Source organism: Streptomyces sp. NPDC051018, from assembly GCF_044456085.1.
Classification (GTDB): Bacteria; Actinomycetota; Actinomycetes; order Streptomycetales; family Streptomycetaceae; genus Streptomyces.
Genome location: NZ_JBITFN010000013.1, coordinates 208,700 through 227,898, shown reverse-complemented (window position 1 = coordinate 227,898; position 19,199 = coordinate 208,700). Strand labels below are relative to the sequence as shown.

The window sequence follows — 19,199 nt, the reverse complement described above, 5'->3', positions numbered from 1 at the left end:
CACTTGGTTGGAGGACCCCGGCCGAGGCATTCAACGAGCAGCTACTCTTGCTCCAACAAGCCGGTGTTGCAACGACCGGTTGAGTCCAAGCAATATGTATCGATTCGCTACACCGATCGGCTCGCGGACATAGGTGCTTCCGCGTCGGTCGGTTCCGTCGCGGACTCGTACGACAACGCCATGGCGGAGGCGTTGAACGGCACTTTCAAGGCCGAGCTGATCGAGATGCAAGGCCCCTGGAAGGACCCCGCCCAGGTCGAGCGAGCGATCTTCCAGTGGGTCACGTGGTACAACGAAGAGCGTCTCCACTCCGCGCTCGACTACGTGCCACCCGCCGAATACGAACGCGACTTCCGGCAGAGCCAGGAGCACACCCCACAGTCCGCCTAAAACAAGATCACCGGACTCTACGAAACTCGGGGCAGCTCAGTCCTCGTCCACCCACGGACGGAGAAGGCTGCGACCCCCGCCATCGGGGACGCGATCGCCGCACTGCGCTACGGGACCGTGGGCGTCAACTGCTGGCCGGCGATGGGGTTCCTCCTCGGCTACACCCCCTGGGGCGCCTACCCCGGCCACACCCGCCAGGCAGTCGGCAGCGGCACCGGATTCGTCCACAACGCCTTCATGCTGGGAGAGATCGAGAAGACCGTGCTCCGCGCACCCTTCGCACCGGCCCCACGTGGCCTCTTCGCCGGTTCTCCGTCACTCTCACCACGCCCGCCGTACTTCGCCACGAGTCGCACCGGGCGCGCGACTCTGGAACGGCTCACCCGCTTCGTCGCCGCACCGCGGGCCAGGCACTTGCCGGCGCTCGCCTTCTCCGCACTCAGGAGCTGACGCGAGGCCGAGCACTTCCTCGCCTTCGTCGGCATCGCCCGCACCCTCATCCGCCACCGCGGACTCACCACAGATGACTTCCACCTCGCCATACCCGACTGCCACGACGCACAAGGACCACTGAACGATGACCAGCAATCAGCCGCAGAACCCCGCGTACGGGTACAACGAGAGTTCGATCGGCCATCAGGTGCAGAGCGAACTCGACAGGCTTCGCCGCCTGGAGGACGCGTGGGATCCCGAGACCATCAGCCTGCTCTCCGACTGCAAGGTCCAGCCGGACTGGCGATGCCTGGAGCTGGGCGCAGGCGCCGGGTCGATGGCGTACTGGCTCGCCGGAACGTGCCCTGAGGGGCACACCACCGCCGTCGACCTGGACACCCGCTTCCTCGACCAAGGGGCTTTCCGCAACCTGACGATCAGTGAGCGGGACGTTCTCGACTGCGACTTCGCTCCGCAGTCCTTCGACCTGCTCCACGCACGTTCGCTGCTGGTTCATCTCCGCCGGCGAGAGGAGATCTACCGGCGCGCCGCTCAGTGGCTCGCTCCCGGTGGATGGCTCGTGACCGAGGACCCCGTGATCATCGACGACCGCGAATCGCCCTACCCGCAGTTCAGCAAGATGACCCGAGCCGTCAGTTCCCTCTTGGGAAAGCATGGCGCGGACTTTGGATGGCCGAGGTCCCTGCCCGCTCTGGCCCTGCAGAACGGCCTGACGGACCTGTCCGTCTCCGCCCGGACACTGCAGTGCGGGCAGGGGGGCACGAGTGACCGCCACTGGACGTTCATGATCAACCAAATGCGCGCTCCTCTGATCTCCGAAGGACTTCTCACGGAGGAGGAGTGGCAGGCGGGCATCGACTGCTTCAACGATCCGGCCTTCCTCGACATCAGTCTGGTCATGATCTCCGTCCGGGCACGTCGCCCTGCCTGACGGCATGCCACGTCAGGGACCGGGCAGTTGGGAAGGTGGCCGTTCCAGACGCGGGATGAGTCCGGATCGCGCCACGCCGCCAACTCCCGCGCGACCTCCTTGAGCAACCACTCACCGGGGAACCATCCGGTGTCCTCCGACGTGCGGAGCTGGGGGACATGCCGGGCGGGGAGCTGGTGCGGTGCCACCGTGTGCCCGGACGGCATGTGGTGGTCGAGTCAATGAGACGGTGACCTCGTCGGGGGTGAAGTCGCCCTGTGTCCAGGGCGATTCGCCTGGCGGGAGGGAGTGATGCCGGGCCGGATTCCCCGAGCATGCCGGAAGGCGGTACCGGTGACTCCGATACCGCCTACGACCTGCGACGATTATCGGGACTCAAGGGAATTCGCCAGTACTCACATCGCGCACAGAAGAATCTGCCGTGCGCTGCCGCGTACACCGTGCGGTCCCCGCCCGGTCTGCCATGGCTGTGCGCCGCCTTCGGTCGCGGGACCGGAGCGGCAGTCGTCAGGGCGTCAGCGCTTCCAGACGGTCGCACGCCAGGTCGTCGCGTTGCCGGCGCCGTCGGTGCCGACGGCGAATCCGGCGATCACTCCGGCGTCGTTGATCGCGAACGCCGCGGCGTAGGGACCGAGAGGCGACGGTGGCAGCGGGACGACCGTACCGTCGGGCTTCCACAGCAGGGCCTTGTCCAACGCGGGGTTACCGGTCGGCGGCCACGCGTACCCGACGGCCGTGCCCCGGTTGTTGATCGCCAGCACCTCCCCGGCCGCTTCGGCCGGGTTGGCGAGCACTGTCCGGGTGCCGTTCGCATTCCAGCGGGCCGTGTCGCCGTTCGGGTTGTCCTCCAGCGAAGCCCCCACGGCCGTGCCCGCCCGGTTGACGTCGTATCCCCGCCCGCGCCCGGCGTCGCGGACGGTGCCGTCTGCCGCCCACACCAGGACCCGGTCGTACTCCGTGCTCCCGGCCGGCCTGCCGTGACCGAGGATCACGCCGTTGTCGGTGATCCGGCTCGTCCGGGCCCCGACGAACCCCGCGGGGAGGGGCAGCGCGCTCACGGCACCCGCCGCGTTCCAGCGCACGGGGTGCGCGGGGCCACCGGTGCCGTCGCGTTTCTCGGTCCACCCCACCGCCGTGCCCGCATTGCTGATCGACGTCACGGTGCCGCTGTTGTCGCCGGGCAGCACGGGCAGGTCGGTCCTGCTGCCGTCGGACCGCCAGCGCAGGGGGTGGGAGCGGTTGTTCTCATCGGACGCGTCGCCCACCGCGACCCCGGAGTTGTTGACGGCCGACGCGTTGCCGCCGAGAGACCCGGCGGGAAGCGTCAACCGCGTCGGGGTGGCGCCCGATGTCCAGCGGACGGGGTTCGACTTGGACACGCTGTTGTAGGACAGGCCGACCACCCATCCGCCGTCGCTGAGCGCGGTCGTGCGGCTGAACTGCTCACCGGGCAGCGGCGCCAGGCGGGTGTAGCCGGGACGGCCGGCGTTCCACCGGATCGCGAGCGGCCCCTCGGAGCCCTCCACGTAGTAGTCGCCGATGACCGTGCCACGGCTGTTCAGCCCCTTGACGAAACTGTGGAGCCCTCCCGGCGGGATCGGGAGCAGCCGTGAGGTCGGGAGCAGATCGGAGGGTTCGGCGCCCGCGGCGGTGGCCGAACCCAGGAGGAGCAGGGCGGTCGCCGCCGCGGTGGCGAGGGTTGCGGTTCGGGGAACGCGCGAGCGGGCCATCCGGACACTCCTGATCTCTTCAATGACATGAACGAAAATGACATGGACGAGCAAGTGCAGGGGCATTTCGTCTGTTCAGGTCGGCAGGGAACCCGCGCGACGGCTCAAGTTTCCGCTTGTGGTCACCCGTTGGCAGCCCGATCCCCGAAACGGCCGGATTCATACACCCGTTCGCCTGGACCCGTACTCGCGCTGTCCGACGCGTCCGCCCGCCCCACGGACGGGCCCGGCCTCCAGGTGACCCGCCCCAGCAGCACTCCCGTTCCCACGGCGACGGTCACGGCCGACAGTCGGTAAGCGCCCTCACCCGCCCGTGCGCGGCAGGAGACCTCGGTGGCTTCCGGCCACCCGCTCGGCCCCACGCCCGCGCCGGCACCGAGACCCGGGCCGCCCGGGACAGCCCAGGCACCCTCAGGCGGTGCGGTCGAGCAGTGGGTGCCGGTGGCCTCCGGGGACGAGAGCGCGCCGCGGGCGCCCGCAGCCCGGGCATGTTGTGCAGCGTGACCACGGCCGGGGGGGGGACGACCTTGACCCGTGCCGCCCTACCCGTACCCGGTCCGACCCGCTCTTCAGCGCGCCGGGGAGGAGGGCGGCGGCATCCCCGGGAGGTGCCGAACGGCCGTACGGCGGCCCGGAGGTGCTTCGCGGCCTTCGCCGGACACGGTTACGGAGGCCGCGCGACCGGCCGCCGTAACCCCGGAGTTCCGGAGGCCGCCCGGACACCGGCCGGGGGCACGGGATCAGGCCCCCCGCGGGCAAGGCGCGGCGCGGCCGGGCCGGTTCAGCCGTCGGCCGTTCCCGTACGCCCCGGGACACGGCGTCGCGGCCGTGTGCAGCCCGACGCCCTGGTCCGGACGCGGATCACCGTCCGGCTCCAGGCGCGTCTCGCCGCCGCCGTCCAGGACCACTCCCGTGCGACGGGGTGGTCCTGGAGGGCGGTGAGCGTGTGATCGGGGCGCGGGACCTCGCCGAAGTCCCGGACGTCGTCCTCGACGGGAAGTCCGTGGACGAGTGCCTGGACGGCGGGCGGGAGAGCGGGGCGGTCGCCCCGGTGACAGCGCCCGATCAGCTCGTGCCGGACGCTCGCGGGCAGGAACCGCACCGGCACCCCGCCGGTGTGCGCGGCCCGCCGCGGCCGTCCGCGGTGACGGATCCGGTGCTCGGACCGGCCGGTGGCCTTGAGCAGCGCGCTCCGTTTGCGCCAGTACCGTGCCGTGCGGAACTCGGCCCGGTTCTCGTGGAGCAGGGAGAGGCAGAACGCCGCGTCGCCGTTGCCGCCGTCGGCGGCGGACTGCCACCAGAACTGGGCGCCTTCGAGGTGCCCGGCGAGATGGAGCAGGGCGGCGAAGACCAGGGCGCCGGAGGGCGCACCCCGGTGGTGGTCCAGCAGGCGGCCCAGACAGGGCGCGGCCTGCGGGGTGTTCACGATGAGGGTGGCGGCGAGGTCCAGATCCCTCCCGGCCTGCTCGCACCGCGACAGCCCCTGACCCGGCAGCAGGGGCCCGGGCCCGGACGCCGCCGGACGCGGGTCCCGGCCCAGCCGGTGCAGGGCGGCGCCGGTGTCGTAGTCGTCGTACGCGCTCTTCAGTACGGCGGCGCCCCGGAGCACCTTGTCGATCGCCGAGGGCTCGGACACGGTCAGTCACCGTCCTTCCGGTTCAGATCGTCGAGGGGGATACCGAGCCTGCGTGCGAGCCCGCCGCGCGCGTGGCGGACATGGGAGCGCACCGTCGCGGTCCCGATGCCCAGCAGGCCGGCCGTCTCGTCCTCCGTGCACGACAGGACGTAGCGGAGCACCACCACGTCCTGCTGGCGTTCGGGCAGCTCCGATATCGCGCTGTAGAGGCCGATCTCCTCACTGAGCACCGAGAACCCGTCGCACGACCCGTCCAGTACCAGACGCTGGACGGCCCGCTCGAACCCGGCCGTCCCGGCCAGTTGCGGCTCCAGCCCCCGCTGGTCCAGCCACGCGTCCACCTCCTCCTTCAGCAGGGTCCATGCGAACCGGGGCACCGACTCCTGGGTGAGCGCCTGCTCCCACGACCCGCGCAGACGGACGAACGCCTTCTCGGCCACGGCCTCCGCCGCCCGGCGTCCGACCTGGGTGTGCGCGTACCGCATCCACAGCCTGCGGTGGTACTCGTGGAACGCCTCGAACGTGACCGTCATGGCCTCCCGCGGCCCCGGCCGCCCGGGCCCGGTCACCGCCGCGCTCCCCGCACGGAGGCGGCGGGAAGGTCTGTCCGGGGCTGAAGCCCCGCCCGGGGCAGGGGCCGTCCGCTGCCGTACCCGGCCCGCGGTACGGACACGGCCGACGGACCCGGTGGGGTGGCGGGGCCGCCGCGGCCGGCTCTCAAGGCTGCCCGAGGGGGCGGGGGATGGCGCACGTCCGCAGACACAAGTGGTCCTCTGAGGGTGAAGAGACGACACGGAACCGGGCCGGGGCGGCGCCGGTTCGGATCGGGAGGTTCTCCCTCCTGTAGCCAACCCGACATCGGCCCGTTCTGTGCAGCAGGACAGCAAATTTGTCCTGTCGGACCAACATGGCTTAAAAGAAACGTATATGAGTACGCATCAGGTGGGCAGGGAGGAACGCGCGGGCGGGCTCGCCCGTTCCCGGGGCGGTGCGTGAAGGCGGATCCGAGGGGCGCCGCACCGGTCGGTGACCCGATCGAGAGCATGGAGGCGGCATGAACGACGACAGCGGTGTGGATCTCGCCATGGACCGGGCCCACTCGGCCCGTATGTACGACTTCTACCTCGGTGGCATCACCAACTTCCCCGCCGACCGCGAGACCGCGGTACAGGCGCTCCAGGCTTTCCCCGCGGCACCGATCGCCGCACGGATCAACCGCCGGTTCATGCACCGCGCCACCCGCTGCGCCGCGGCCGAACTGGGCATCCGCCAGTTCCTCGACATCGGCACCGGTATCCCCACCTCTCCCAACCTCCATGAGGTCGCCCAGCAGCAGGCCCCCGCCTCGCGTGTGGTCTACGCCGACAACGACCCCATCGTCCTCGCCCACGCCCAGGCCCTCCTGCGCAGCCATTCCGACGGCACCACCGCGTACCTCCAGGCCGACGCCCGCGACGCCGACAGCATCCTCACCCACCCCACGCTCACCGGGGCCCTCGACTTCAACCGGCCCATCGCCCTCAGCCTCATAGCCCTCCTCCACTTCCTGTCCGACGACGACGCCCGCACCGCCGTCGACCGCCTCAAGGCCGCGCTCCCCTCCGGCAGCACCCTCGCCATCAGCCACGCCACCCCCGACTTCGACCCCGAGGGCGTCGCCCGCGTCACCGCCACCTACGCCCGTGCCGGCACCAGCGTCCGCGCCCGCGCCCGCGACGAGATCGAGCGCTTCTTCGGCGGCTGGGAGATCCTCGAACCCGGCCTCGTCCCGACCCGCCACTGGCGCCCCGACCCCGACGACCCCACCGGCACCACCACCGACGCCGAGGCCTCCACCTACGCCGCCCTCGCCCGGAAGCCCTGACCCCGCCGGGCCCGGACGCGGCTGCCGTCCGCTGCCACGGGCCGCCCGCGGGAAGGAAGTCCCGCCCGGCCCCGGCCACATCAGGCCGGGAGCCGGGCCGGCGGCTCGCCCGAATCAGCCGGCGCCGTCTCCCCGCCCGCTCCTGTGCTCGTGGTACGCGGCCACCGCGGTCGGCAGCGTGGGATAGATCCGTTCGGGGTCGACCACCTCCGTCAGCCCGTACGCGTCGAGTTGCTCACGCAGGTCCTGTTTGACCCTGGCCATCGCGAACGCGATGCCCCGCCGGGCCAGTTCGGAGCGCAGCGACGCCAGCGAGTCGAGCGCGGTGATGTCGACCTCCACGTTGGCCTCGGCGTTCAGTACGAACCACAGGACGCGCTCCCCGTGCTCCTCCTGCTCGTCGACGGCGGCCAGCGCGCGGCGTCTGAAGTCCTCCGCGTTGGCGAAGAACAACGGCGAGTCGTACCGGTAGACGAGCAGTCCGGGAACGGTCCTGGCCTGCGGATAGTCGTCGATGTCGTGCATGCCCGCGACACCCGGGACCAGTCCAAGGACGGCGTCGTGGGGGCGGGCGACGCGGGTCAGGAGCTCCGCCACGGACAGTCCCACGGCCACCAGCACACCGTAGAGGATCCCCAGGGCGAGAACCCCGACCAGACAGGCGACGGCCAGGGCGAACTCACGGCGGCGGAAGGACGCCAGACGCCGGAATCCGGCCAGGTCCACCAGCCGGACCGCCGCGTAGACGACCAGCGCCCCCAGCACCGGCACCGGGATCAGCGCGAGCGCGGGGCCGAGGAACACCAGGACCGCCACGATCACCGCACCCGCCGCGAGGGAGTACATCTGCGTGTGCGCCCCCGCCGCCTGGGCGAGCGCCGTACGGCTGGCACTGCTGCTCACCGGGAACCCGCGCAGCAGGCCGGCGCCGATGTTGGTCGCGCCGAGGGCCAGCAGCTCGCGGTTGGCGTCGGGCCGGCCGCCGGGTTCCGGCCCGGCGAAGGCGCGCCCGGTGAGGATCACATCGGTGTAGCCCACCAGGAGGACACCGAGGGCGGGCAGCATCAGTTCGGGCAGGTCCCCCGCGGAGGGCAGCTGCGGCCGGGGAAGTCCCGTCGCCACCTCCCCGACCACGGCGATCCCCCGCTCCTGAAGATCGAAGGCGGCGACCACCAGGGCCCCGGCCACGACCGCGAGAAGGGGGCCGGGCAGGGCGGGCAGAAAGCGGGCGACGGCGAACAGCAGGACGAGCGTGGCGGCGCTGAGCGCCGTCGTGGCGGGTTGCAGTGCGGGCAGTTCCCGGACGAAGGTGACGAGCCGGGGGAAGAACCCGCCGTCGCCCGTCGGCACACCCGTCACCTTGGACAGCTGATCCACCACCATGATCAGCGCGATGCCGCCGAGATAGCCCACCAGCACGGGACGCGAGAGCAGATCGGCGACGAATCCGAGCCGCGCGGCCCAGGCGGCCAGACACAGCAGCCCTACGGCGATCGCGAGCCCGGCCGCGAGAGCCGTGTAGCGGTCGCCGTTCCCGGCGGCGAGCGGTCCGATCACCGCGGCCGTCATCAGCGCCGTGGTGGACTCCGGTCCCACGGACAGCAGCCGCGAGGTGCCGAGCAGCGCGTAGAGGAGGAGGGCGGGCAGGGTAGCCCACAGTCCGGTCACCGGCGGGAGCCCCGCCACGCTCGCGTACGCCATGACCTGGGGCACCAGATACGCGGTGACCGCGAGCGAGGCCAGCAGGTCCCCGCGCAGCCACACACGCCGGTACCGCAGGAGTAAGGCCGCGCCCGGAGCCACCGCCGCGACAACGCCGGGAGGACCGCCTCGCGCCGGGCCGCCGCCGCCCTGGGACATGCGCCTCCTATCGCCGTACGCCCCGCCCGGAGTCCGGGCGCGCACAGGGGATGATCAGGGCACACGGTAGCCCGGTCGCCCCCGGACCGGGACCGCCGTAACCGTGCCTCCCCCTCCGGGGCGGAACGCGGAGCCCCGGACCGGCCCCGGCGATCCCCGCCGGTTCTGGTCCGCGCCACGGAGCCCCCAGTACCCTGTACGGGTGCTCTCCTACGATGAGTTGACTCCGCCGGAGCGTCAGTTGTGGGATGCCTTCCCCGAGGGACACCGGGTGGACCTGCGCGCCGGAACTCCCGGGGACGACGAGGTGACCCGAGGCGGGCAGTGGGGGCCCGAACGCACGGTCCGGGCAGCCGTGATCGCGGCGCTGCTCCTCGGGGCGAACGCCGCGCAGGCGGGCGCCGTCTCGTGTCTGCGGCTGACGGGCGCGCGTATCTCCGGGCCGCTCAACCTCTCCGGAGGGCAGATCAACCATTCCCTGGGGCTGGAGGGTTGCTGGTTCGAGGAGAGCGTGGACCTCTTCGGGGCGTCGACCAGGACGATCACGATCACGGGCAGCAGGGTGCCGGGCGTCAACGCGGGGTCGACCCATATCGACGGACGCCTGGATCTGCGCCGATCCATCGTCGACAGCGGTCCTGTCTCCCCCTTCCACGGCCGCGTCACCGGCCTGATACTCATCCACGCCCATGTGACCGGCGAGGTGATCCTCAGCGGGTCCGAGATCTCCGTGCCCGGTGGGTGGGCCGTGACCGCGGGCGGGCTGTTCCCGGAAGGTGGTGTCTTCCTCAGGGACGGATTCACCGCCCGGGGCGGGATCCGGATGATGGGGGCGCAGCTGCCGGGCGGGCTGTTCATGAGGGGCGCGCGCCTGGAGAGCCCCGGTCCGGGTGGTGTGGCTCTCGCCCTCGACAACTGCGTCGCCTCGACGCTGAACTTCTCCGGAGGGTTCACCGCGAACGGGAGCGTGAGTCTGCGGGGTGCCCGGGTCTCGGACCGGGTGACGTTCGAGGACGCCGTGCTGAACGCGGCGCCCGAAGCCGACGGGACGGCCGAAGGCGACGGGACGACTCTGCACGCCACGCTGATGCAGGCCGTCGACTTCGACTTCGCACTCTCCCGGCGGCCGTCCGGCACCGTGGATCTGCGGGGTGCCCAGGTGTCGTATCTGCACGACAACGGCAACAGCTGGCCGGACGTGGTGGAGCTGGACGGATTCGTCTACGGCTCCATCACGGTGACCGGGGAGGGCGAGCAGCGGGAGACGGCGAGGCGGCGGGATTCCGTGGCGAACCGTCTGAAGTGGATACGGCGCAACCCCGGTTACAGTCCGCAGCCGTACGAGCAGTTGGCGGGCTGGTACCGGACGGTCGGCCACGACGACGACGCCCGCAGAGTGCTCCTGGCCAAGCAGCGCCATCGGCGCCGGACGCTGCCCTCGGCGGCACGCGTGTGGGGGCATCTGCTCGATGTGACCGTGGGCTACGGCTACCGTCCGTGGCAGGCGGGCCTCTGGCTCCTCGTGCTGAGCCTGCTGGGCGCCCTGATGTTCGGAGCGCATTCCCCGTCCCCGGTGAAGCCGGGCGAAGGCGCCCCGTTCCAGCCCCTCGTCTACACGCTCGACCTCCTGATCCCCATCGGGGGTCTGGGGCAGCGCACGGCGTGGTACTGGACCGACGACGGGCCCCAGTTGCTCGCCTATGCGCTGATCGCCTCCGGCTGGATGCTGACGACGGCCGTCATCGCGGGAGTCACCCGTACCCTGCAAAGAAGCTGATGCCGCATCACGCGTGCTCGCCCCGGGCGGGAATGCCTCCCGGTTGCGGTGTCGGGGTCCCCGCCGGAGCGAACCCGCGCCGGAGCGGCAGTGGGCGTGCGGATTCGCGTTCCGCCGGCCGGGGAGCAGCCGGAGTCCGGCTTCCCGGGTCGGAGGCCACCCGGGGGAGGTCCTGGCGCGGGCGACCGCGGCGCGCGCGTACGGGGGCGAGTCATCGGGCCGCCGGCGGGACCGGGCGCGGCCGGGGCCGGAGTCGGGTGCGGCCCCGGCGGCGCGGGTGCGCTGCCGGGGCCACGGGGCCCTGTCCGGGTCGGGTCGGGTCGGGTCGGGGCGGGTCAGCCTGCGGCCAGTGCGCGTGCCTCGGTGGCGATCAGCTTCGCGCGGTCGGCGGGGATGTGCTTGCCGGAGTGCTGCTCCACCCAGCGGGCCAGCTGGGTGTAGTGGCCGCGGCCCAGCATGGCCGTCATCGTGGAGACGCGGTTCGCGTCGGCGTCCGCGGTCAGGATCAGATGGGCGAGGCCGGTCCGGGTCGCCCGGACGGTGAACACCGACTCGGCCCGGGTGACTCCGCCGGGTCCGGTGGCCTCGGCGCGCAGGGTGTGCGGCCCGGCGGCGAGCCCCGTGAGGTCGATCGGTTCGCCGGCCGTGACGGGGGCGCCGTCCAGGGTGAGCGTGACCTCGTCCGCGCCGGTGGCCTGCACCGCGGCGACCGGGCGCTGGGCGCGGTCGAGTTCGGTACCCCGGGCCGGGGAGGTGATGGCCACCAGCGGCGCCTTCGGCGGCTCCGGGCGGCTCTGGAGCTGAGCCGCGTTCCATCCGGTCAGCTCGGCGGGCCGGTTGGTGATGATGGCGTCGACGCCCATCGCGTCGAGGGCCTTCCAGCGGTCCGCGCTGTCGACCGTCCACACCATCACCGCGACACCGGCGGCGTGCAGATCGGCCACCACGCCGGGCCGCTTGGCCAGCGCGCCGTCGGAGGGGTTGTACGATGCCAGGCGCAGTTCCTTCGCGAGGGCCACCGGGTCCTCGTCCAGGCTGCTCCGGAGCAGGCCGAGCGGCAGTTCGGGCGCCAGTTCGCGGGCGTACCGCAGATGGTCGACCTCGAAGCTCTGGACGAAGACCCGCTCGGCCATCCCGCTGTCCCGGACCGTCTTCACGATCGTGGCGACCTGGTCACGGGTGTGCGAGCCCTTGATCTCCAGCAGCATGTCACCGCCCCGCGTACGCAGATCGTCGAGCTGCGCCGCCAGGGTGGGCACCTTGGTGCCGGTGTAGGCGGGGGCGAACCACGAACCCGCGTCCAGCCCGTTCAGCTGCGTCGAGGTGAGATCGCGGATCGGTCCGGCGCCGTCGGTGGTGCGGTCGACCGTGGTGTCGTGCATCACGTAGGGGATGCCGTCCTTGCTCGGCTGCACATCGTTCTCGATGTACTCGGCCCCGCCGCGCCGGCCCACCTCGTCGGAGACCAGCGTGTTCTCGGGCGCAGCCGAGGAGCCGCCGCGGTGCGCGATGACGGTCATCGGCGAGCCCTCGGGGCGCAGGAAGCCCTGCTCGGGCAGCTCGGTGACCGTGAGGTCGTCGAACGAGACGGTGGCGCCGTTGACGACGAGGGCCTCGACGCCCCCCTCCGAGCGGACGACCCGGGTGGTGCGCATGGCCTCGCGGCCGTCGAAGAACCAGCGGGCCTTCGAGTCGTGCACCTCCACGGCGATCCGTACATCGCGTCCGACGCCGGCGGCCGACGGGGCCGCGGCGGTGTCGGTGACATTCCAGCCGCCCGCCGTGGTGCGCTGGGCGAACTCCAGCCCGTTGGCGGCGGTGGTACCGCTGCGCATGGTGGCGATGGACCACGGCACCGAACCGTCGGCGGGGACGTCCATGCCCATCGCCACCCAGCGCGCCGAGTCCCTGACGGACTCGAACCGTGCGGTCACCTCCATACGGAAGTCGTCGAGGTGCTCGCCGAAGGTGATACGGCTCTGCTGGCCGGCATCGGCCGACGTGCCGTACAGACGGCCGTCCTTGACCTCCCACTTGCCTTCGACGGCGCGGAAGCCCGCGGGGAGGGAGTTGCCCGAGAAGTCGGCCGAGAGTACCTTCCGGCCCTCCACGGCGACGGCGGCGGGAACCGTCCCCGCACCGGCGGACGACGCGGTGAACAGGGAGGCGAGGGTCGCGGTCGCGAGAACCGCGGCGGGAATACGAAGTCTTCGCAGGGACATGCCGAGAACGTAGAAAGCCGGAACGAACAACTCCGTACACGGCGAGTAACACCTGCCGTCGCACATATGACCGGACAGTGCCGGCACGGTTCCTGACGGGTACGTGGGGCCGGGCCCGTCGCTCCCGGGTGGGCCGTTTTCTCCGGCCCCTTCAGGGCCGGAACCGAGTGCAGGAAGTGTCGCCGCCCGGGATGCGCCGGCTGCCGCATGGGGGTGTCGGGTGCCGGCGAGGACGGCTCGCGCACCCGGGCAGGGTGTGGCGGCAGCGAGTCCGGGACAAGGGTCCCGGCTGCCGACGGGGCAGGGACAACGGGCGGTGGTGGCGGCTCAGTTGTCTCAGCAACCCCAGTAGAAACGCACAGACAGGGGCAAATGGGCGTGCGACTTGAAGAGGTCGTGAAGAGACCTTCATTCTTTCCGCCATGAGTGCCGCTACCGCCGCCCCGGATGTTGCCGATCTGCGTGACTACGCCCATGACTGGGCGCTGGTGGACGTGGAGACCTCGGGGCTGGTGCCCCGGCAGGACCGTGTGCTGTCGATCGCGGTGATCACGGTCGGTCCGGACGGGGAGCAGACCGGTGAGTTCTCCACCCTGCTCGACCCGGGCGGTGATCCCGGGCCCGTCCACATCCACGGTCTTACCGCCGAACGGCTGCGGGGTGCGCCCGCGTTCGGCGAGGTGGCCGACCGTATCGGGGCCATGCTCCGGGGCCGTGTCCTGGTGGCGCACAACGCTCGGTTCGACTACGACTTCCTCGCGCACGAGTTCGCCCGCGCCGGGGTGACGCTCCCGGTCGCCCGGCGGCTGTGCACCCTGGCCCTGAACCGGCAGGTGGACCCGCCCACGGACGATCTGCGCCTGGGCACCCTGGCCGCCCACTACGGCGTCCGCCGGCTGCACGCGCACGACGCGCTCGACGACACCCGGGTGCTCGCCGGAGTGCTGAAGGCCTCGCTGCGGGAGGCGGCGCGGCTCGAACTGCCGCTGCCGCTGGTGGCCTGTCCGCCCCGGCAGGACCCCCGGTTCACCCCGAAGCCGCCGAAGGCACCGTGCGGATTCCGCAACCCGGGGCGGCTCGCCCCGGGAGGCCCGCTGACGCAGGGCATGAAGGTCGCCCTCACCGGAGAGACCGCCGTCTCCCGGGCCGAGCTGATGAACCGGGCGGTCGCCGCCGGGCTGAACATGATGTCGACCGTCAGCCGGCACACCAGCGTTCTGGTGACCAACGACCCGGCGTCCGGCTCCGCGAAGGGACGCCGGGCGGCCGCCGAGGGCGTACCGGTCATCGACGAGACGGCGTTTCTGCGCCTGCTCGACGACGTACGGCCGGGTACCGCCCACCAGGGTGCCGCCCCGGCGGACCCGACGGCGGCCTCGACGCCGGACACCGCCACGACGGACACCGCCACAACGGACGGCGCCACGACGGAGGCCGCGTCCGTCCCGCCCGCCCGGACACCCGAACCCTCCCGGTCACAGGACGCCGAACCTCAGGGTGTGGAACCGCAATCCGCCGGACCCGGGCTCCCGCGTCCCGCCCCCGCGCGGTCCGGACGCCCCCGGCGGGCCGTCGCCACCGCCGGGAAGCCGCTCGTGGGGCGGCGGGTTCTCGTCCTCGGCGGCACTCATCCGGACGCGGCGGCCACCCGCGTACGGATCGTCGAGCTGGGCGGAGCCGCCGCGATCAATCTCTCCGCGAGCGTCACCGATGTGGTGCTGCTCGCCGGGGGCGAATCCGACCGCAGGATGCGCCGGATCACCTCACTGCGGCTCCCCGCCCACCGGAGCGACTGGCTCGACGCGCCCACGGTCACGGCTCCCGGGTCGCCCGACGAGCGCCGTTCCGTCCTGGTGCTGCCGCGCGGGGGCGTCGCCGATCTGCCCGAGGCTCAGCGATGGTCCGCCTGGAACCTCACGGCCACCTGGGCCCAGCGGACGACCTGTGAGGTCGATCTCGTCGCTTTCGTCGTCGACGAGGAGGAACAGGTCTCCTGCGACGACGACTTCGTCTTCTACGGAGCACCCGAGAGCCCCGACGGCACCGTACGGCTCTCCACGGACGGGCCGAAGGAGCAGACCATCACCATCGATCTCGCCTCGATGCCGCCGGGCGCGCGCAAGGTGGTGATCGCCGCCGCCGTCGACGGCACCCCGACCTTCGGCGATGTGGGGGCGATCCAGATCAGCACCGGTTCCGACGGCAGCGCGGCCCCGCTCGCCCAGGCCGCGCTGGACGCCGCGACGACCGAGCGGACCATGCTGCTGGCCGAGATCTACCGCCGGGGTCACCTCTGGCGCTTCCGGGCGGTCGGCCAGGGGTACGACCACGGGCTGGACGCGCTCGCCCGCGGTTACGGGGTCGACATCGCGGACTGAGCGGACCGGCGCGGCGGGGCCGTACCCGCGGAAGCTTCGAACCCTGCCCGCGAAAGCTTCAAGCCGTACCCGCGAAAGCTTCGAACCCCGCCCGCGGGTGCTTCGAGCCGTACCCGCGGGTTCAAGCCGTATCAGCGGGCGCTTCACGTACTGCCTGCGGGCTCCGGCCCCCAGCCCCTGCCCGCCGGTACTTCAGGCGCCGCAGCGCGCCCCTGTCTCCCGGTACTTCAGCCGCCGCCCCCGGGCGGTGGCACTCCGCCCTTGAGGCGCTCGATGTCCGACGGCCGGACCTGGATGACGAACAGCGCGATCAGGGCCGCGACCGCCGTGAAGACCGCCGCCATCACAAAGGCCGCCGAGATCCCGGAGGTGAGGATCTCGGCGCCCCAGGGCGCCGGCAGCTGCCCGGTCCGCTGGAAGGCGATCCGCTCCGCAGGACTCGCCTGCGCCAGGAACGCGGGAACCTGCTTCTCGGCCTCGTTGCGGCTGGCGGTGCCGAACACCGTGACCAGGATGGACAGCCCCAGCGAACCGCCCACCTGCTGCGTCGCGTTGAGCATCCCGGACGCGGCGCCCGACTCGTGGCGCGGCACCCCGGAGACCGCCATCAGCGTCAGCGAGACGAACTGGAGGCCCATCCCGAGGCTGAAGACGAGCATCGGCCCGAGGATGCTGCCGAGATAGGTGGAGTGGATATTGGTCAGCGTCAGCCACGACAGACCTCCCGCCGCCAGAACCGCACCGGTCACCATGAAGGGTTTGGGCCCGAACTTCGGCAGCAGCCGGGAGGTGATCCCGGCGCCGACCGCGATGACGACGCTGACCGGCAGGAAGGCGAGGCCCGCTTCGAGCGGGCTGAAGCCCAGCACGTCCTGGACGAACAGCGTGAGGAAGAAGAACATGCCGAAGATCGCGGCGGCGAAGCTGAGCATGATGCCGTAGGTGCCCGCGCGATTGCGGTCGGCGAACATGTGCAGCGGGGTGATCGGCTGTCTGGAGTGCCGTTCGACGAGGACGAACGTCCCGAGCAGCACCACCGCCGCGGCGAAGGAGCCGAGGGTGAGCGGGTCCGTCCATCCGTCCTGGGCCGCGCGGATGAAGCCGTAGACCAGCGCGACCATGCCGAGGGTGGAGGTCAGGGCGCCCGCGACGTCGAAGTGGCCGGGATGGCGTTCGGACTCCCTGATATAACGGGGAGTCGCCAGCAGGATCAGGACGGCGATGGGCACATTGACGAAGAACACCCAGCGCCAGGTGAGCCATTCGACGAGTACGCCCCCCGCGAGCAGACCGATCGCTCCCCCGCCCGCGGAGACGGCGGCGAACACCCCGAACGCCCGGTTGCGCTCCGGCCCTTCCCGGAACGTGGTGGTGATCAGTGCCAGCGCGGTGGGCGACGCGATGGCGCCGCCCACGCCCTGGAGGGCGCGGGCGGCGAGGAGTTGCCCGGATTCCTGGGCCAGCCCGCCGAGGAGGGAGGCGATCGCGAAGATCGCGACTCCGGTCATGAACACCCTGCGCCGGCCCAGGATGTCTCCCGTACGGCCGCCGAGGAGCAGCAGTCCGCCGAAGGTGAGGGTGTAGGCGTTGACGACCCAGGACAGCTGGGTCGTGGAGAAGTGCAGGCCGGTCTGGATGTGCGGGAGCGCGATGTTCACGATGGTGATGTCCAGGACCACCATCAGCTGGCAGGACGCGATGACGAGGAGCGCTATCCCCTTTCCGTCACCGGACCTCGCCGGCGGGCTGGTCGTCACGGAAGGGGGTTGCGGGGTCGCCATGGCTCATCGTGGCCTCACGGGAGGGTGGGTGAACGGTTCCGTCCACCGAGTCCTCCCCCATGACGGTACGCCCGCCCGCCGGGCCCCACCAGTCGATCACGGAGGGTCCCGGGGGCGGACCGAGGCCCGTGTGCGCACCGCGGGAACCCGCTGACGAGGCTCCACGCGGGACCGTGACTCGCCGCCCGCGCCCCTGTGCGGCCCGCCGACGGGGTTCCGTACGGGCCCGTCGGCACGGTTCCGGGGCCGGTGGACCGCCGCCCGCGCCCGAGCACGCGGACCCGGGACCGTACGGGCGCGGCCCCGGGACGTACGGGCCGGGCGCCGGGCCCCTCCGGGGCCGACGCGCCGACGATCGCGCGCGGTGCATTGCGGCGAGCGGAGGGGCGGTTGCGGACCCAGGTGCCGGCAAGGTCCCCGCTTCTGCCGGGCGCACGTCGGGACGGCCGTACGGGCGGCGGCCCCGGCCGATGCGCCGCCCGGTCCGATCAGGGCAGTACGGCCGTCCCGTCCAGCTCCACCAGCGCCTGTTCGTCCCAGAGGCGCACCGCCCCGATGACCGCCATCGCGGGATAGTCGCGGCCCGCCAGCCGGCGCCAGATACGGCCCAGCTCGGGGGCGTGGGCGCGGTAGCCGCCGACATCGGTGGTGTAGACGGTGACACGCGCGAGGTCCCGGGGCGCGCCCCCGCAGGAGGCCAGGGCGGTGAGGAGGTTCGTCAGCGCCGTCTCGAACTGCTCGGGCATGGTCGTCCCCACCACCGCCCCGGCCGCGTCCAGCGAGGTCTGCCCGGCGAGGAAGACCAGCCGCGACCCGGTGGCGGTGACGGCGTGGGAGAAGCCCTGGGGCGGTGACAGCCCGGCCGGGTTGTGGCGGTGCAGACTCATGCGTACAGCTCCTTCGCGATGATCGAGCGCTGGACTTCCGTCGCACCCTCGTAGATGCGCGGCGCCCGCACCTCCCGGTACAGATGCTCCAGCAGATGCCCGCGCTGGAGGGCCCGGGCGCCGTGGAGTTGTACGGCCGCGTCGACCACGTACTGCGCGGTCTCCGTGGCGAACAGTTTGGCCATCGCGGAACGCATGGGCACATCGGCGGCGCCCGCGTCGTAGGCCGCGGCCGCCGCGTACACCAGGGTGCGGGCGGCCTCGGTACGGGTGGCCATCTCGGCGACCCGGTGGGCGACGGACTGGAGGTCGCTGAGGGGGCCGCCGAAGGCCCTGCGCTGGGCCGTGTGGGCGATGGTGGCGTCCAGGGCGGCCCGGGCCATGCCGACGGCGAAGGCACCGACGCTGGGGCGGAAGAGGTTGAGGGTGTTCATGGCGACCCGGAACCCGCGGTCGGGTTCGCCCAGGACGTCGTCGGCGGTCACGGGAACGCCGTCGAAGTCCAGCGCGCCGATGGGGTGCGGGGAGAGCATCTCCAGGCTGGTCCCGGTCAGCCCCGGGCGGTCGGCGGGCACCAGGAACGCGGTGACGCCGCGGGCGCCCGCACCCTGCCTCGTCCGGGCGAAGACGGTGTAGAAGTCGGCCTCGGGGGCGTTGGAGATCCAGCGCTTGGCGCCGCTCAGCCGCCAGCCGGGGCCGTCCGGTACGGCCCGCAGCGCCAGCGCCGCCGCGTCGGAGCCCGCGTCCGGCTCGCTGAGCGCGAAGGCGGCGACGGCCCGGCCCGCGACCACCTCGGGGAGCCAGCGGTCCCGCTGCGCCGGGGTGCCGGACTGGACGACCGGGAAGGTGCCGAGGCCCTGGAGGGCGAGGGCGGTCTCCGCCTCCGTACACCCGTGGGCGAGGGATTCACGCAGGAGGCACAGCTCCAGCGCTCCCGCGCCGTCGAACAGTCTCTTCAGCAGGCCGAGTTCGGCGAGGGCCGCGAGCAGGGCGCGGTTCACCCGCCCGGCCCGGCGGGGTCCCGCAGCACGCCCGTCCCTCCCCCTCGGAGGCTCCTCCCCGCCGGTACGGTCCTCCACACCGACGGGAGCAGCCCCGCCGACGGGCTCCACCGTGCCGGGGAAGTCCTCCGCGCCTCCAGGACCGGCGGTGGTGCCTCCCCGGCCGTCGGCGAGCGGTCTCAGTGTCTCGGCGGCGAGCGTACGAAGCTCCGCACACCAGGCGATCTGTGCGGAATCAAGCGAGAATACGGGCATTCGTGCCCCCACTCCTCCGATGGATCCGTGCCGG

At 72.2% G+C, this 19,199-nt stretch carries 14 protein-coding genes; 6 read left to right on the top strand and 8 right to left on the bottom strand.

Annotation, left to right across the window (positions count from 1 at the left end; translation table 11 throughout):
- Nucleotides 1-66 precede the first annotated feature (66 nt).
- The 3 genes from ACIBCM_RS23150 to ACIBCM_RS23140 all read left to right on the top strand — a co-directional run bounded on the left by ACIBCM_RS23150 (nt 67) and on the right by ACIBCM_RS23140 (nt 1,774).
- A complete protein-coding gene (locus ACIBCM_RS23150; protein WP_399246078.1) occupies nt 67-390 on the top strand; it encodes a transposase in 324 nt (107 codons plus the stop codon).
- A gap of 117 nt (nt 391-507) precedes the next feature.
- Nucleotides 508-840 (top strand): hypothetical protein, encoded by a 333-nt coding sequence (locus tag ACIBCM_RS23145; protein ID WP_399246076.1) that lies wholly within the window; start codon nt 508-510, stop codon nt 838-840.
- A gap of 127 nt (nt 841-967) precedes the next feature.
- On the top strand, nt 968-1,774 hold the full coding sequence (locus tag ACIBCM_RS23140; RefSeq protein ID WP_399246074.1) for a class I SAM-dependent methyltransferase: 807 nt from the start codon (nt 968-970) through the stop codon (nt 1,772-1,774).
- A gap of 515 nt (nt 1,775-2,289) precedes the next feature.
- Here ACIBCM_RS23140 and ACIBCM_RS23135 read toward each other — a convergent pair.
- The 3 genes from ACIBCM_RS23135 to ACIBCM_RS23125 form a co-directional block, all read right to left on the bottom strand.
- The gene (locus ACIBCM_RS23135; RefSeq protein WP_399246072.1) at nt 2,290-3,504 is read right to left on the bottom strand and encodes a hypothetical protein; all 1,215 of its coding nucleotides are present in this window, start codon (nt 3,502-3,504) and stop codon (nt 2,290-2,292) included.
- Between the two features lie 781 nt (nt 3,505-4,285).
- A complete protein-coding gene (locus ACIBCM_RS23130; RefSeq protein WP_399246070.1) occupies nt 4,286-5,140 on the bottom strand; it encodes a glycoprotein in 855 nt (284 codons plus the stop codon).
- 2 nt (nt 5,141-5,142) lie between these two features.
- Nucleotides 5,143-5,673, bottom strand: coding sequence for an RNA polymerase sigma factor (locus ACIBCM_RS23125; protein WP_399246068.1), 531 nt, complete (start codon nt 5,671-5,673; stop codon nt 5,143-5,145).
- 521 nt (nt 5,674-6,194) lie between these two features.
- Here ACIBCM_RS23125 and ACIBCM_RS23120 point away from each other — a divergent pair.
- Nucleotides 6,195-7,004, top strand: a complete 810-nt coding sequence (locus ACIBCM_RS23120) for an SAM-dependent methyltransferase (RefSeq protein WP_399246066.1) — start codon at nt 6,195-6,197, stop codon at nt 7,002-7,004.
- A gap of 114 nt (nt 7,005-7,118) precedes the next feature.
- Here the strand turns inward: ACIBCM_RS23120 and ACIBCM_RS23115 are convergent, their stop codons facing one another.
- Nucleotides 7,119-8,864: a SulP family inorganic anion transporter gene (locus ACIBCM_RS23115; RefSeq protein WP_399246064.1), complete on the bottom strand. Its 1,746-nt coding sequence runs from the start codon at nt 8,862-8,864 to the stop codon at nt 7,119-7,121.
- Nucleotides 8,865-9,066: 202 nt separating this feature from the next.
- Here ACIBCM_RS23115 and ACIBCM_RS23110 point away from each other — a divergent pair, with 202 nt between their 5' ends.
- Complete coding sequence (locus ACIBCM_RS23110) at nt 9,067-10,641, top strand: oxidoreductase (RefSeq protein WP_399246062.1); 1,575 nt, start codon at nt 9,067-9,069, stop codon at nt 10,639-10,641.
- Between the two features lie 335 nt (nt 10,642-10,976).
- Here ACIBCM_RS23110 and ACIBCM_RS23105 read toward each other — a convergent pair whose 3' ends face one another.
- On the bottom strand, nt 10,977-12,863 hold the full coding sequence (locus ACIBCM_RS23105; protein ID WP_399246060.1) for a glycerophosphodiester phosphodiesterase: 1,887 nt from the start codon (nt 12,861-12,863) through the stop codon (nt 10,977-10,979).
- A gap of 422 nt (nt 12,864-13,285) precedes the next feature.
- On the opposite strand from ACIBCM_RS23105, the gene ACIBCM_RS23100 reads away from it, so the two are divergent.
- A complete protein-coding gene (locus ACIBCM_RS23100; protein WP_399246058.1) occupies nt 13,286-15,241 on the top strand; it encodes a TerD family protein in 1,956 nt (651 codons plus the stop codon).
- Between the two features lie 227 nt (nt 15,242-15,468).
- On the opposite strand, the gene ACIBCM_RS23095 is transcribed toward ACIBCM_RS23100, so the two are convergent.
- The 3 genes from ACIBCM_RS23095 to ACIBCM_RS23085 form a co-directional block, all read right to left on the bottom strand.
- Nucleotides 15,469-17,022, bottom strand: a complete 1,554-nt coding sequence (locus tag ACIBCM_RS23095) for an MFS transporter (protein WP_399246056.1) — start codon at nt 17,020-17,022, stop codon at nt 15,469-15,471.
- A 488-nt stretch (nt 17,023-17,510) separates the two neighbouring features.
- Nucleotides 17,511-17,909: a RidA family protein gene (locus ACIBCM_RS23090; RefSeq protein ID WP_399246054.1), complete on the bottom strand. Its 399-nt coding sequence runs from the start codon at nt 17,907-17,909 to the stop codon at nt 17,511-17,513.
- A complete protein-coding gene (locus ACIBCM_RS23085; RefSeq protein ID WP_399246052.1) occupies nt 17,906-19,165 on the bottom strand; it encodes an acyl-CoA dehydrogenase family protein in 1,260 nt (419 codons plus the stop codon). The genes ACIBCM_RS23090 and ACIBCM_RS23085 overlap by 4 nt, the downstream gene beginning before the upstream one ends.
- Nucleotides 19,166-19,199 lie beyond the last annotated feature (34 nt).